Origin of the sequence: Actinoplanes xinjiangensis, assembly GCF_003148685.1 — a bacterium.
Lineage (GTDB): Bacteria > Actinomycetota > Actinomycetes > Mycobacteriales > Micromonosporaceae > Actinoplanes > Actinoplanes xinjiangensis.
Genome location: NZ_QGGR01000005.1, coordinates 338,005 through 352,495, shown reverse-complemented (window position 1 = coordinate 352,495; position 14,491 = coordinate 338,005). Strand labels below are relative to the sequence as shown.

Here is a 14,491-nt window from a genome sequence, read left to right as displayed (position 1 = left end):
CTCAGGGCACCAGGCCCTCGGCGCGCAGCCACGCCCCGGTACGGGCCATCCCCTCGGCCAGATCCACCGCCGGCTGGTAACCGAGCAGCCGGCGGGCCTTCGCGATCGAGTACGTGCCGGTACGGGTGAAGTAGCGCATCGACACGGCGTTGACCTCGGTCTCCGCCCCCGTCAGCCGGATCAGCCGGCCCGCCGCCCGGGCCACCCCGACCGCCACCGCGGTGGGTGCCACGACCGGTCCGCGCCGCCCGAGCATCCGGTAGTAGTGGCCGAAGAACTCCCGGCACGGCACGCCCACCCCGCCGGTGAGGGTGAAGACCTGCCCCGCGCCCGCCGGTGACGACGCGGCCCGGAGCAGGCCGTCGACCAGGTCGTCGACGTAGACCGGGCTGAAGATCCCGGCACCCATCGCCGGCAGCAGGAACTGGTACCTCCTGATCAGCTGGAGCGGCAGGAGCGTCCACGGCCGGGACCCGGGCCCGTAGACGTCACCGGGACGCACCACGGTCACCGCGATCCGGCCCTCGGCGTGCGCCTGCAACGCCACCTGCTCGCCGGCGATCTTCGTGTCGACGTACGGGTTGCCGTCCGGGCGTACCGGATGGTCCTCGGTCACACCGTCCGGGAAGCCCAGGTCGGAGAACGCCCGGATCGACGACAACTGCACGAACCGCCCGGCTCCCGCGTGGACCGCCGCGTCGAGGGCCCGGCGGGTGCCGGCGACGTTGACCCGCCACTGCCCGTCCAGCCCGACCGCGTTGGACACCACGGCCGCAGTGTGGATCACCACATCGGCGCCGGTGACCGCGTCCCGCCAGGGGCCGTCCACGGTGATGTCGCCGGCCACCACCCCGGCGGGCGGGTCGGCGTGCAGGTCCACGCCGTACACCTGGTGGCCCTGTTCTCGCAGCCGGGCGGCGGTGGCGCGGGCGATGAACCCGTTGGCGCCGGTCAGGAAGACGCGCATCCATGGACGGTACGCCCTCTACCGAAAGGTATAGGGGCCGTCCGCTTCCGGGCCGATCCCGGCGTTGCGCCGTGATGGCAGGCTCTCAACGGCCCGGCGATCCCGGGTGTCGGTGGCCGAATCGGGGGAGGCGACGTGGCGCGTAAGCGTGCCGTGAAGGAAGAACGACAGCGATGGGACTGGCGCCGCCGGGTGCCCGTCGCGTTCGGCATCCTCTACGCCGTCGTCGGGATCCTGGGAATCCTGGCCGCCGTGGGAACCGTCGGCACGAGACTGGCCGGTGACGCGTCACTGTGGACCGGGCTGCCGGCGATGACGTCGGCCGCGAGCGGCGTGCTCTACCTGATCGTGGCGCGGGGGCTGAGCCGTCGCGAGCACACCGCCTGGGTGTGGCTGGTGTCGCTGCTGACCCTCCAGATCGTGCTGGCCGCGGCCGGCATCGTGACCGATACCGCGCACCCGATGCGGCACGGCGCCACGCTGCGCATCGGCATCAGCGCGCTGCTGCTGGCCGTGGCCGTGGCCGCCGGCTCCGAATTCAGCGCCGGGCGGGGGCGGGCCCGCCGGTCGACGACCGTGCTGCTGGGGTCGCTCGTCGTGGTCGGGCCGCTGGCGAGCTGGCTGATGCTGACCGTGTTCAGCCCCGGCACCTCCACCGGTGGTGTGCGCCGTGCCCTCTGCGGCGTCTGGTTCCTGGTGCGCTGGCTGGTGGGGATCCGCCAACCGCACTTCGACGCGGCACCGCCGGCGTGGATCCCGGTCACCGTGGGGCTGGCCGGTGCGGGCGTCGTCGTGTTCGCCGCATGGCTGAGCCTGCGCCCCAGCCGCCGGGTGACCGCCGACGACGGCGAGGGCACCGCCCGGGTACGGGAGCTGCTCGCGGCCCACGGCGACCAGGATTCGCTCGGCTACTTCGCGCTGCGCCCGGACAAGGCCGCCGTCTTCTCCGCCAGCGGTAAGGCAGCCGTCTGCTACCGGCTGGTCAACGGTGTGAGCCTGGCCGCCGGTGACCCGATCGGCGCGAGCTCGGAGTGGCCGGGCGCGATCGCCGCCTGGCAGGAGGAGGCACTGGCGCACGGCTGGACCCCGGCCGTCCTCGGCGCCGGACCGGCCGGGGCGCGGGCCTACTCCCGGGCCGGGCTGCGGGTGCTGGAGATCGGTGACGAGGCGATCCTGAACGCCGGGGAGTTCACCCTGGAGGGCCGCCCGATGCGGACGGTACGGCAGGCGGTGCAGCGTGTCCGGCGGGCCGGGTACCGGGTGCGCGTCCACCGGGTCGGTGACGTCGCCCCGAGCACCATGGAGGAGCTGGCCGGGCACGCCGAGCGGTGGCGCGACGGCCGTACCGAACGCGGCTTCTCGATGGCTCTCGGCCGGTTCGCCCACCCGGAGGACCTGGAGTACGTGGTGGTCGAGGCCCGCGACGCGCAGGACCGGCCGGTGGCGGTGCTCGGGTTCGTGCCGTGGGGCGCCGACGGGCTCTCCCTCGATCTGATGCGCCGCGACCCGGACGGCCCGAACGGCCTGATCGAGTTCATGATCGTGGAGCTGCTGGCGATGGCCGCGACGATGGGTGTGCAGCGCCTCTCGCTCAACTTCGCGATGTTCCGGTCCGTCTTCGCCCGCGGTGAGCGGCTGGGCGCCGGGCCGTTGCTGCGCTGGTGGTACGGCCTGCTGAAGGTGCTGTCGCGATGGTGGCAGCTGGAGTCGCTGTACCGGGCGAATCAGAAGTACCAGCCGACCTGGCAGCCCCGTTTCCTCTGCTACCCGCGGGGCCGGTCCTTCCCGAAGGTGGCGGTGGCCGCCGCCGTGGCCGAGGGCTTCGTGACCGCCCCGGGCCGTCGCCGCCCGGTCCCGCCGGTACCGCGCCCGCCGATGGCCGAACTCGACCGCAAGCAGACGGCCGTGGGGACGCCCCGGTGAGCGGCATCGTCCTCACCAGCGGCTGGGTGGTCGGCTCGCTGATCGCGGTCACCATCGGTGCCGCCGTGGCCACCGCCGCGTTCTGGGACCGGGGCCGGTTCCGGATCGTGCACCGCGCGGCCGGGCTGATCATCGTCCAGTTGCTGCTGCTGGTGAGCATCGCCGCGGTGGTCAACAGGCAGGCCAACTTCTACGTCACGCTCGGCGAACTGTTCGGGCAGGGCGGCGACACGTACGCCCAGACGCTTCCGGTGGACGCCCCGCGACTGTCCGCGGACGGCGGTGGCCGGGAGGACCTCGACCGCTGGCTCGCCGGCCATCCCACCGCCCCGGGCCGCGGCACCGTGGTCCCGGCGACCCTGGCCGGCGCGCGCACCGGCTACGCGCTGCCCGCGCAGATCTACCTGCCGGCCGGCTACACCGCGCCGGCCGGCCCGCGGGGGGATCTGCCGGTGGTGATGTTCCTGGCCGGCTACCCGGGAACCGTGTACAGCTGGCTGGACAGCGTGGGCGTGGGCGCCGCGCTGGACGACGCGATCGGCGCCGGCCGGCTGCCACCCCTGATCGCGGTTCTGGCCGAGCAGGACCCGGTCCGCGGCCGGGACAGCGAATGCGTCGACTCGGCGCTCGGCGTCCGGGCCGACACCTACCTCACCACCGACATCCCGGAGATCGTCCACCGCCACTTCCGGGCCGCCGCGGGCCGGCAGAACTGGGCCGTGGTCGGCTACTCGACCGGCGGTTTCTGTGCCGTCAACCTGGCCCTGCGCCACCCCGACCAGTTCGCCGCCGCGGCCTCGCTGGCCGGCTACTTCCGGCCGCTGATCGACCGGTCCACCGGCGACCTGTACCAGGGCGACCTGGATCTGCGCCGCGCCAACGACCCCCGGCTCATGATCGGCCGGCAGCAGCGGGCCCCGCTGCACCTGTTCCTCACCGCCGGGGCCGCCGACCGGGCCGCCCAGCGCGACCTGAAGGCCTTCGCCCCGATGGTCCGCGCCCCGGACACGGCCGTGGTCATCGCCGACCGTCCGGGCGGGCACAACTTCACCACCTGGCGGTCGATCCTGCCCGACCTGTTCACCTGGCTCGACCGGCACCTCCGCGCCGGCCGCGACACGGCCGCCTGAGACCCGCCGGCGGCGCGACGATCAGCGTCCGAGGGCGTACAGCTCGACGAGCAACTCCGACAGGGCGGCCGGATCGCAGACCCCCATGGGGGTACGGCGTACCGACTGCCAGTGGTCCGACCAGGTGTGGTCCGCCCAGATCTCGGTGATCCGCTGGTCGGTGGCCGGGGTGAGGTACGTCGACGTCGGCACGCCCGGGTGCAGCTCGACGAGCAGGGTCAGCCCGCCGGGCAGCGTGTGCCGTAGCTGCGTGTGCCTGCTGTCCGGGTTCTCGTACCCGTTGCCCTGCCACCGGCCGCGCAGCAGCGTCTCGATCGCGTCCGGAGGGACCGGCCCGAAGCCGGGCAGGCCGGTGGCCGCGCGCTGCTCCGCGGTGAGCGCCACCGCCGGCCGGTCGACCTGCGGGAACGGCTGGAGGATCTCGTAGTCGGCGATGATCTGCGCCCAGCCGGCCAGCTCGTCACCCAGCTCGGCCGGGTGCACGATCCCGAGCGGGGTGCCGCCGTCGACGGTGACGGTGGTGTCGTGCACATCGGCGAGACTGCCGTCCTCCGCCACCCGCAGCGCCCGGACCAGGCGGTTCGCCGTGTCGTACTCGCCCCACAGCAGCCGCCGCGCGATCGGCCCGAGGATCGGGTGCGGCAGCAGCACACCGGGCAGGTCGCGGGCCGGGCGCAGCCGGTGCCGGTGCATGTCCCGTTCCAGCCGGGCGGTCTGTGCCGCCGCGGTCGCCCGCAGATCCTTCTTGAACTGGAGGAACCACTGGTAGGCGCCCGGTGCGGTGTCCTTGACGCCCGGCTTCGGGGGACGCGCGAGGACCCGCCCGTCGGGGCCGGTCACGTGGGCGGTCAGGTGCTCGTCGACGACGACCGGGAACGATCGTGTGCCGTAGTCGACGGTCACCCCCCGGTCCAGGCCGTGCGTGATCGCCAGCCGGTCGGCGAGCTGTGTCACCGACAGCCCGCGCCGCGCGGCCGCCTGCGCCAGATAGTCGAGGGCCCGGTCGTTGGTCGATCCGCCGGACATGTTGGCCTCGATCGCCAGCAGATGCCGCAGCGACACGTCCGAACCCACCGTGGCCAGCACCGCGAATCCGTCGGCGGCCCGCGCGTAGCGGCTCTTCGCCGGCCACGAGCGGACCAGCGGGCCCAGCTGTTCCATCGTCGTGTCGTCGCCGACGTGGGCCTGCGCGAGGAGCACCGGCACCTCCGGGACCGGCATCCCGTCGGCCAGCCACTCGTCCAGCAGCGCCCGCCCGAACTCCGCCAGACTCCGCCGGTCGACTCCCGCCAGCAGCTGTCGCGCCTGCTCGTCCAGAGGCGCCACCAGCGGTTGGGTGGCCGCCGACGACTCGACGATCAGCGGCAGGCCGCCGGGCCGGTCGGGATCGCCGGGCGGCGGCTCCGGCGGATCCGCCAGACGCGACCGCATCAGCGCCCCGGCCACCGCGGCGGCCTCGTCGACCGGCATCACACCGCCGTCGGCGCGGCGCAACTCCGGCAGCCGTTCGGGGTGCAACCACTGCGGTGCCTTCGCCTTCCGGACCGGTTGCGGCCGGGCCGGGGGCATCGGTGGTACGAGCTGAAGCTGCTCACCCGCGGGCCGCGGGCCATCGGCCGGCATGTCCGCGGTGTCGGGTCCGAGCAGGTCCGTCACCACGGCGAGGGCGCCCTGGCCGTACCCCTCGGCGGTTTTGCGGATGATCGGCCCGTGGCCGGCCGCGGTGAGGAAGCGGAGTGCGTCTCCGGCGTTCTGCCGCGCCCGGCCGGGGCGCCCGGCGGCGGCCGGGATCAGCGCCCGCGCCGCGGCCTCGGGGTGCCGGCCCAGCCAGAGCCGCGCCCACAGGCGCGCCGACCCGAGATGCCGCAACCAGCCCGCGACCAGGACGGCCGCGTCCGGTGCACGGAACGGCAGCACCAGCAGACCGAGGGGATCGGCGCTCTCCCCGGCCTCACTGAGCGCGAACGGCAGCGCGTCCAGCTCGAACCGGGCGACCGCGACCCGGCCCAGATCGATGCGCTGCCGGTGGCGCAGCATCGGCGGGTCGGCGATCAGTGCGCGGGCCGGGCCGTCCGGGCCCTTCGCGATCAGCCACGAGATCTGTGCGGGTGCCAGATCGGACAACCGGCTCGCGCTGGTCACGGCCTTCGGCCAGTCGGGCTGCTCCCGGCCGTGGTCGAGGGCCGCGGCACGGGCGGCCCATCTGTCGTGTTCGCCGTCCTGCCACACCAGGACCGGCTCGTCCGTGCAGAACAGCCCGTCGATCACGATCGGCCTGTTCCCGTCACCCGCCGCCATCGTCGCCTCCCCGTCGATCCGCCAGACCGTATCGGAGTGGCGTCCGCCCGGCCCAACCGCAAGCAGGTCATCACCGTGTGTGATCATCTACTTGCTATCGTCGAACGGTGCCGATGCGCGGGATGCGGGGGATCGTCCTCACGGCACTCACCGTGCTCTGCACCTCGATCGCCGGCAGCGAGGTGGCCCACCGGGTGCCCGCCGCGTCCGTCACCCCGTCGGCCGGGGCCACTCCCTCGGCCCCGGTCATTCCGTCGGTGACCGTTCCGCCGGTGTCCGCCATGCGGCTGCTCGCCGGCCCGGCCGCACCCGCCGATCTCGAGGTCATGAGCTTCAACCTGCGCTACGCGAGCATCACCCCGCCCAACTCGTGGGCCGAGCGGCGCCCGGTGACGCGTGCCCTGCTGGCCGCCGAACGACCGGATCTGATCGGCACCCAGGAGGGGCTGGCCATCCAGCTGCGGGACATCGAGAGTGACCTGGGCGCCGACTACGACAGCATCGGTCTCGGCCGCGACCCGGGCGGCCTCGGCGAGCACATGGAGATCTTCTTCAACCGGACCCGGCTGACCCCACAGAGGTACGGCCACTTCTGGCTCTCCGAGACCCCCGAGGTGCCCGGCTCCATCAGCTGGGACGCGCATCGTGTCCGGATGGTCACGTGGGTGCTGTTCACCGACCGGGAGACCGGCGCCCGGTTCTTCGCCGTCAACACTCACCTGGACAACGTCAGCGAGACCGCCCGCCGTCAGTCGGCCCGCCTGATCATGGACCGGATCGCCGCGTTCGGCCCGGTGCCGATCGTGCTGACCGGCGATTTCAACAGCCCGGCCACCCCGGACGGCGAGGTCTACCGCCTCCTCACCGCCGAGGCGGGCCTGCGTGATTCGTGGAGCGCTCCGCGTCGCGGACCGGCCTGGGGCACCATCCACAACTACGAGCCGCTGATCCCGGACGGCCAGCGCGTCGACTGGATCCTGACCAGCCCCGGCATCACCGTGTCGGCCGCCCTGATCAACACCCACCGGCAGGCCGGCCAGTTCCCGAGCGATCACCTGCCGGTCCAGGCGCGCCTGCGTCTACCGTCCTAGATCAGGCGACCGTGGGTGCCCGCGGAGCGGATCACCAGGCGACGACGCCCTGCGTGGCCGGCTGGAGGCTGCCGATCAGCAGCGACTTCATGGTGATGCCACTCTTCTCCGGCGCCGGGAACCCGTCCAGCTTCGCCGCCGGCCCGTCCGTCGACTTGGTCAGGCTGTAGCGGATCGTGTTGCCCACGTGGCAGGCCGAGTCGGCCTTGTCGCAGGCGGTCCACTTGAGCCCGGCGAACGCGGTCGTGCCCGGCCTGATCTCGATGTCCTGCGCCGGCCCGGGCTCCTCGACCGTCTCGGCGGGCGGGCCGACCGGCTCGTTCGCCGCGTTGACCAGGGTGACGAACAGCCACCCGCGGAGTGTGCAGGCACTCTTCGCCGTGTTGGTGACGGCCACCAGCCCGCGCCGCACCGTCGTGTCCCCGCCCGGCTGCGCCGTGATCGTGACCGCGACGTCCTGCGTCCCGCACGCCGACTTCCCGCCACCCGCCGATCCGCCCGGGCTCTGCGCCGGCGCGGCGGACGTGGTCCCGGAGGCGGTCGGTGTCCCGGCCGGCGTGGTGGCTCCGGTGCTTGCGGGAGCGGACCCGGCCGTGTCGCCGCCGGACGAGCCGCAGGCGGCCAGGGCGGTGAGCAGAACCAGGCCGGGGACGACCGTCGTGAGGGCTCGCATGGGTTTTCTGTCCTTCTGGTCGTTATCGATCGAGGAGGCACAGCCTGCCCGGTTCCGGTGGCGTCGATGCGGCGCCTGACGGAGCTGGCACGAACGCGGTAGGCCTCGCCCAGCCTGCCTGATTCGGGATGGTTGGCTGCCATTTGCCGACTGCGGGGAGGAGGGCAGGCGGCGCCGGGGCGGGCACGCTGAGCCCGTGGAAGACGAACAGCCCACCGGTATCGCGCGCCGCCGGGTACTGGGCCTGATGACGATGGCCGTGCCGGCCGCGGTGCTGACCGCCGGCGTCACGCAACCGGCCGAGGCGGCGGTCGGACGGGGCGGGCCGGTCCGCTTCCGGCCCGGAAAGGCGATGCTCGGGTCGTACCTCTCGCTGCGCGGCAGATCCCTCACCGAGAGCCTGGCGCTGCGCCGCAAGCAGCTCGGGCGTGACCAGCGGATCGTGCACCGCTACTACCCGTGGACGGGATACGCGCCGGTCAGCGAGCCGGAGGTGCCGCCCGGCGCGGTGCTCATGGTGTCCTGGGACGGCACCTTCCACAAGCGGATCACCAGCGGCAGGTCCGACCGTGACATCGCCCTGATGGCCACCCGGCTGGCCGGCATGCGCCGCCCGATCATGCTGCGCTGGGGCTGGGAGATGAACGGCAACTGGTTCGACTGGGACGGCGCCCACAACGGGCGCAAGGCGTCCGGGTACATCAAGTCGTGGCGGCGCATGCACCGGATCTTCCGGGAGGAGGGCGCCACCAACGTGGCCTGGGTGTGGGGCCCCAACTGGAACTCCGGCCCGGACGTCTCCTGGAACAGATTCCAGAACTACTACCCGGGCGACTCCTACGTCGACTGGGTCGGGGTGTCCGGCTACAACTTCTCCAGAGAGTCGCCGCGGACCCTGTTCACCCCGATCGTCGACGCCTACGGCGGGCGCAAGCCGATCGTGCTGGCCGAGACGGCGGCCATCGGCCACGGCCGGAACACCAAGGCGCCCTGGATCCGCAGACTCTCCACCTATGTGGCCGCGACGCCGTCGATCGGGGCCGTGGTCTGGTTCGACACCGACAACCAGAAGGGCACCTCCCGCAACTTCCGGCCGGACACCGACGACGAGGCACTGGCCGCCTACCGGAAGATGGCCCGTAGTACCCGCTTCTCCGGCTGAACACCCTCAGCCATCCGAATATTTGCATGCGCCGACTATGACGGAGTGCATGCGTAAATTTCTGGTCGCCGCGGTGGCGACAAGCACGCTGCTGATGGGAGTGTCGGCGCCCGCCTCGGCGGACCCGCCCCGGCCCGCGCCGGCCGGGCTCCCGCCCGGCTGGTCGTTCGACGAGCGAGCCCTGACCTGGACCAGCGAGAAGCCGATCCCACCGGGTGACGCCGCGGTCGAGTTCTGGGCCGGGAACCGGTTGCTCGGCCGCGCCGAGGGTGCCTCCGATCTGCGGACGTTCGTCCTCCCGGGCGGCCCGGTGGGCCGGCTGACCGATCTGGAGGTCCGGATCGGCGGCAAACGGGTCGACGCGGCGGCGCCCCGGGCACAGCAGCGCCGGTCGGCCACCGCGCCGGCCACCACGCCCGAGCTGCCGGCCACCACCGTCGACCCCGGCGTCAAGGGGCCGTACGCGACGACCACCGGCGAATACTCGCTGCCCGGCGTGAAACTGTCGACCTACCCGTCCCCGGTGGAGATGCAGGCCGTCGTGGTCGCCCCGAAGGGTGCGGCGGGTAAGCGGCCGCTGGCGCTGTTCCTGCACGGCCGCCACTGGACCTGCTTCACCGGCGACGACCCCGATTCGATCGCCCTCCAGTGGCCGTGCCCGGCCGGTTCCGCGGCGGTGCCCAGCCACCGCGGCTACCTCCAGGCGCAGCAACTGCTCGCCTCCCAGGGCTACGTCACCGTGTCGATCTCGGCCAACGGCATCAACGCCCAGGACACCGCCGACACCGACGGCGGCGCGCAGGCCCGTTCGTCGCTGGTCCGCACACACCTGGCCCGCTGGGCCGACTGGTCCGGCAGCGGCCGAGCCGGCGCACCCGCGATCGTCCGGGCGGCGCCCCGGGCCGACCTGTCCCGGGTGTTCCTGATGGGACACTCGCGCGGCGGCGAAGGAGTGAACCGGGCCGCCCTGGACAGCCTCAACCCGCCGGCCAAGGACGACTACCGGGGCCGGGTCCGCTGGACGATCCGCGGCCAACTGCTCATCGGGCCCACCCTGTTCGGCCAGAACCCGCAGCCCGACGTGCCGTCGGCGACGATCCTGCCCGGCTGCGACGGCGACGTCTCCGACCTCCAGGGTCAGATGTTCATCGACGCCACGCGCGGGGTCAGCTCCGGGCGGGCGCTGCACAGCGCGCTCTACATGATCGGCGCGAACCACAACTACTTCAACACCGAGTGGACGCCCGGGCAGGCGATCGGGCCGGCGTTCGACGACTTCCGGGGCGAGGACGACCCCCTGTGTACGGCCGGAGTGGCCCCCACCCGCCTCACCCCGGCACAGCAGCAGACGGCCGGCGCCACCTACATCGCGACGGCGGCACGCCTGTTCGCCGGCGGTGACGACCGGGCCCGCCCGCTGCTCGACGGCACCGGGGTGCGCGCACCGTCGGCCGGCCCGGCCCGGGTGCTCAGCCACGCCATCGGGGCGAACCGGACCGCCGCCATCATTCCGGACGCCAGTCTGGGCGTACAGCAGGCCCGTCTCTGTGACCAGGTGCCGTCCGCGTCCGGAAACCCCTGCCTGGACCCGGAGGACTTCTCCGCGGCATCGCCGCATTTCGTGCCGCTCTGGGCACCCGAACCCGGCCGGCACGCGGTCGCGTTCGACGGCACCGCCACCGCCACCCTCACCCCGGCGAAGGCGCTGCCGGTAGCCGGCTCCCAGGCGCTGGCGATGCGGCTGATCGTGCCGCCGAACGCGGCGGCCACCGGATTCACCGTCGCGGTCACCGACGACCGCGGCCGGCGCACCGAACTGGGCACCGCGACCGTGGCCGGCCTGCCCGGCAGCGACTGGACCACGTCTCACTGGGCGCAGGAGGTCCGGCTGCCGCTGCCGCCGGGCGTCCGCACGGTGGCCCGCCTCGACATCACCCCGCGCGGTGACGGACCGGCCTGGCTGATCGACGCCTGGGGCTGGCGTCCCGGCACACCCGCGCCGCGGCCGGCCCCGCTCGACCGTGTCGACGTCGGCGAGATCACCGTCGACGAAGGTGACTCCGGCACGGCCGACTACACGGTGCAGGTGCGCTCCACCGGGCCGCGGGCGGCGAAGATCCGGCTGTTCCTGACCGAGCCGCGCACCTACGAGACGACCACCTGGGTGGCCGACATCAAGCCGGGGACCACCCGGATCCCGGTGCCGGTCTCGGTGCCGGGCAACACCACGTACGGCGGTGACCGGCGGTACACGGTGTCGGCGAAGGCGATCCGCAACGCGGTGGTCGGCGACTACGACGGCGGTGTCGTCGTCCGCGAGGACGAGCCGGAGCCCGAGGTCACCATCACCCCGTCCGTCACCGCGGCCGAGGGATCACCGCTGACCTGGACGGCGACCCTGTCCGGGGCGGCCGACGACTACACGTACCTGCTCCTGCTGCCGCAGGCGCCGACGGCCGGCCCGGAGCTGACGTCGACCGACGTCGACCCGGAGTGGTTCACCGCGAACAGCGGCGAGGAACCGGAGCCGTCCCGGCCGCTGTCCGCCACGAACGTGCAGCCGTGGCTGGAGATCCCGCCGGGCACGACAACGGTGCAGTTCACCGTGCCCACCGTCGCGGACGGGCTGGCGGAGGGCGCGGAACATGTTCGGTTCCAGCCGCTGTTCTTCCTGCCCAACGCGTGGGAGCCGGTCGAGTTGCCGTCGGTCGACGGCACCGTGACCGACTGAGTCGGCGAGCGCCCGGGGCCTTGCGGCCCCGGGCGCTCCGCGGTCGTGTCGTGGTGCGGGTCGTGTCGTGGTGCGGGTCGTGTCGTGGTGCCCGTCATCTCGTGGTGCCGGTCGTGTCGCGGTGCCGGTCGTGTGGTCGGCTCCGATGACGACCACAGCGGACAATTGGCACGCCCCCGGCCGCCGGTCCTTCTTCGAGGCGTCGCCCGGCTGGGCTGTCGGTTGGCCGGGCTGTCAGCAGTGTCAGGTGCGCAGGAACTTCAGGACGGCGAGCACGCGCCGGTGGTCGGACTCGGCGGCCGGAAGCTCGAGCTTGGTGAAGATGCTGCTGATGTACTTCTCGACCGCGCTGTGGCTGACCCGAAGGGCGTCGACGATGCCGTTGTTGGATCGGCCCTCGGCCATCAGCCGTAGCACCTCCGACTCACGCGGGGTGAGGCGTTCCAGCGGGTCGGGGCGATGCCGCACGATCAGCTGGGCGACCACCTCCGGGTCCAGGGCGGTGCCGCCGGCGGCCACCCGGCGCAGCGCGTCCAGGAATTCGGTGACGTGCGCGACCCGGTCCTTCAGCAGGTAGCCGACCCCGGTGGTCCGCACCGACAGCAGGTCGGTTGCATACCGTTCCTCGACATACTGGGACAGGACGACCACGGCGACCGCCGGGAACTGTTGACGGATGACGAGGGCGGCCCGGATGCCCTCATCGGTGTAGGTGGGCGGCATCCGCACGTCGACGAGCGCCACGTCGGGACGATGCTCCTCGACCGCCCGCAGAAGCTGATCGGCGTCGGAGACCGCTTCGACGACATCGAACCCGCCGTCGTCCAGAAGCCTGGTCAGACCGGCCCGCAGCAGCACCGAATCCTCCGCGATCACCGTGCGCACGGCAGCTCCACGGTGATCGTGGTCGGCCCGCCGACCGGGCTGTGGAGAGCGAACGTCCCATCGACAGAAGCCGCACGCTGCGCGAGCCCCCGAAGCCCCGTCCCGCCCCCGCCCTCGCTCCCGCCGCCGACGCCCCCGCCCCGGCCGCCGATAGTGGCACCGCCCCGGCCGTTGTCGGTGATGACGATGCGGAGCCGGTCGGCGGTGCGGCCGACGGTGACCTCGGCGCGGGTCGCGCTCGCATGCTTCGCGATGTTGGTGAGAGCCTCCGAGACGACGAAGTAGGCGATCGCCTCGATGACCGGTGGACAGCGCTCCGGCACGGCGACGGTCAGCCGCACCGGCAGCGGGGCGCGGGCGACGATCCCGGACAGGGCCGCGTCGAGGCCGCGGTCGTCGAGGACGGCCGGATGCAGGCCGCGGACGAACTCCCGCAACTCGGCGAGGGCCTGGACGGCCTCGTCGTGGGCGGCCGCGATGGCCTCCCGGGCGGGAGCCGGCGCGTCGGCGAGACCGGCGCGGGCCATGCCCAGGTTCATCGCGAGGGAGACCAGTCGCTGCTGGGCGCCGTCGTGCAGGTCACGCTCGATGCGCCGGCGCTCGGCATCGGTGGCGGCGACGACGTCGGCCCGGCTGCGGGCCAGCGACTCCACCCGCAGCGTCAATTGCTCGTTGCGGCTCGGGCCGAGCAGTGCCCGGGCCACCGCCGTGTCGGTGCGGGCCACACCCCGGGCCACCCACGGCGCCGCCAGCAGCGCCGCCACCGCGAGAACACCCGCCGGCGCCGTGGCCGGCAACCATCCCTCGTCCGCCCACAGGCCGAGCAGCCGCATCGGGACGACCAGCCCGAGGCCGATCCCGACCGTCCAGAAAGCGGCCGTCAGGGCGCCCCCGGCCACGCCGATGAACAACGCCAGCACGTGGTAGGCGATCTGCCGCCAGGTGCCCGCCGCCCGCGCCGCGCGAACAGCCCGGCCCGGGAGCACATCACCAGGACGCGTCGGCAGCGCGTCACCGACTCGTGGCGGCAGTAGATCGCGGGATCGCGGTGGCAGCAGGTCGCTGGGGCGCGGCGGCAGCGGGTTGCCGGGGCGCGGCGGCGGTGCGTCACCGGGAAGCGGCGGCGACTGGTCACCGGGGCGCGGCAGGGGTGGGATGTCGACGCCGAGCAGCATCCGGAAACGTCGGCGCTGCAATGCGGTGAGACCCCGCACCGACCACAGCGCCGGCAGCGGCGACACCACGGTGAGCAGCAGGAACATGGCCGTCATCGGCCAGGCATCGGGCGCGGCGTAGAGCAGGCTCCACCCCGCGCAGTAGGCGGCGCCGATGGGCAGGCCGCCGGTGAGCGAGAAGCTCACCACACCGAGCGGCAGCCCCACGAGCGCGTGGGCGGTGGCACGCCAGGAGCGCGCCGCCCACAGGGCCGCCGGCGCTGTCCGGAGATTCACCACTGATGCCGAGGTCACGTGATCAAGGTAGACACCCCGCAGCTCAGCGGCCATGGGGCCACCCCTCCGCCGAGGGTGCGGATAACCGCACCCTTTACCGGCTGCCAGCCCCACCGACAACGCGGCGCTCCTCCGGCAGCGTGGTCACCGGGCGGCCCGCCGGCCGCCCCCCGATCCCGT

At 73.3% G+C, this 14,491-nt stretch carries 10 protein-coding genes; 5 read left to right on the top strand and 5 right to left on the bottom strand.

Annotated features, from left to right (window positions below; translation table 11 throughout):
* Position 1: 1 nt before the first annotated feature.
* Entirely contained in the window at positions 2 to 967 is a 966-nt protein-coding gene (locus BC793_RS13940; protein ID WP_109592911.1) for an NAD-dependent epimerase/dehydratase family protein, read from the bottom strand.
* 135 nt (positions 968 to 1,102) lie between these two features.
* Here BC793_RS13940 and BC793_RS13935 point away from each other — a divergent pair, with 135 nt between their 5' ends.
* Both BC793_RS13935 and BC793_RS13930 read left to right on the top strand, forming a co-directional pair.
* Positions 1,103 to 2,890 (top strand): phosphatidylglycerol lysyltransferase domain-containing protein, encoded by a 1,788-nt coding sequence (locus BC793_RS13935; RefSeq protein WP_203896184.1) that lies wholly within the window; start codon positions 1,103 to 1,105, stop codon positions 2,888 to 2,890.
* Positions 2,887 to 4,020: an alpha/beta hydrolase gene (locus tag BC793_RS13930; RefSeq protein ID WP_158319247.1), complete on the top strand. Its 1,134-nt coding sequence runs from the start codon at positions 2,887 to 2,889 to the stop codon at positions 4,018 to 4,020. Before BC793_RS13935 ends, BC793_RS13930 begins: the two co-directional genes overlap by 4 nt.
* Before the next feature lie 21 nt (positions 4,021 to 4,041).
* Here BC793_RS13930 and BC793_RS13925 read toward each other — a convergent pair whose 3' ends face one another.
* Entirely contained in the window at positions 4,042 to 6,318 is a 2,277-nt protein-coding gene (locus tag BC793_RS13925) for a DUF4132 domain-containing protein (protein ID WP_146246264.1), read from the bottom strand.
* A gap of 113 nt (positions 6,319 to 6,431) precedes the next feature.
* Between BC793_RS13925 and BC793_RS13920 the strand changes: the two genes are divergently transcribed.
* On the top strand, positions 6,432 to 7,409 hold the full coding sequence (locus tag BC793_RS13920; protein ID WP_170167238.1) for an endonuclease/exonuclease/phosphatase family protein: 978 nt from the start codon (positions 6,432 to 6,434) through the stop codon (positions 7,407 to 7,409).
* 31 nt (positions 7,410 to 7,440) lie between these two features.
* Here BC793_RS13920 and BC793_RS13915 read toward each other — a convergent pair whose 3' ends face one another.
* A complete protein-coding gene (locus tag BC793_RS13915; RefSeq protein WP_109592907.1) occupies positions 7,441 to 8,082 on the bottom strand; it encodes a DUF4232 domain-containing protein in 642 nt (213 codons plus the stop codon).
* Positions 8,083 to 8,278: 196 nt separating this feature from the next.
* Here BC793_RS13915 and BC793_RS13910 point away from each other — a divergent pair, with 196 nt between their 5' ends.
* Both BC793_RS13910 and BC793_RS13905 read left to right on the top strand, forming a co-directional pair.
* Positions 8,279 to 9,244: a glycoside hydrolase family 26 protein gene (locus BC793_RS13910; RefSeq protein WP_146246263.1), complete on the top strand. Its 966-nt coding sequence runs from the start codon at positions 8,279 to 8,281 to the stop codon at positions 9,242 to 9,244.
* Positions 9,245 to 9,293: 49 nt separating this feature from the next.
* Positions 9,294 to 11,975 carry a hypothetical protein gene (locus tag BC793_RS13905; RefSeq protein ID WP_109592905.1) on the top strand — a complete coding sequence of 894 codons (2,682 nt, stop codon included), beginning with the start codon at positions 9,294 to 9,296 and terminating at the stop codon, positions 11,973 to 11,975.
* 243 nt (positions 11,976 to 12,218) lie between these two features.
* On the opposite strand, the gene BC793_RS13900 is transcribed toward BC793_RS13905, so the two are convergent.
* Positions 12,219 to 12,860, bottom strand: coding sequence for a response regulator transcription factor (locus tag BC793_RS13900; RefSeq protein WP_109592904.1), 642 nt, complete (start codon positions 12,858 to 12,860; stop codon positions 12,219 to 12,221).
* Positions 12,848 to 14,329: a sensor histidine kinase gene (locus tag BC793_RS13895; protein ID WP_239169991.1), complete on the bottom strand. Its 1,482-nt coding sequence runs from the start codon at positions 14,327 to 14,329 to the stop codon at positions 12,848 to 12,850. The genes BC793_RS13900 and BC793_RS13895 overlap by 13 nt, the downstream gene beginning before the upstream one ends.
* Between the last annotated feature and the right edge of the window lie 162 nt (positions 14,330 to 14,491).

What these genes read in the sequence shown, in the direction of transcription:
- BC793_RS13940 (WP_109592911.1), bottom strand. Translation starts at nt 967, where the DNA reads ATGCGCGTCTTCCTGACCGGCGCCAACGGGTTCATCGCCCGCGCCACC.
- BC793_RS13925 (WP_146246264.1), bottom strand. Translation starts at nt 6,318, where the DNA reads ATGGCGGCGGGTGACGGGAACAGGCCGATCGTGATCGACGGGCTGTTC.
- BC793_RS13920 (WP_170167238.1), top strand. Translation starts at nt 6,432, where the DNA reads ATGCGCGGGATGCGGGGGATCGTCCTCACGGCACTCACCGTGCTCTGC.
- BC793_RS13915 (WP_109592907.1), bottom strand. Translation starts at nt 8,082, where the DNA reads ATGCGAGCCCTCACGACGGTCGTCCCCGGCCTGGTTCTGCTCACCGCC.
- BC793_RS13905 (WP_109592905.1), top strand. Translation starts at nt 9,294, where the DNA reads ATGCGTAAATTTCTGGTCGCCGCGGTGGCGACAAGCACGCTGCTGATG.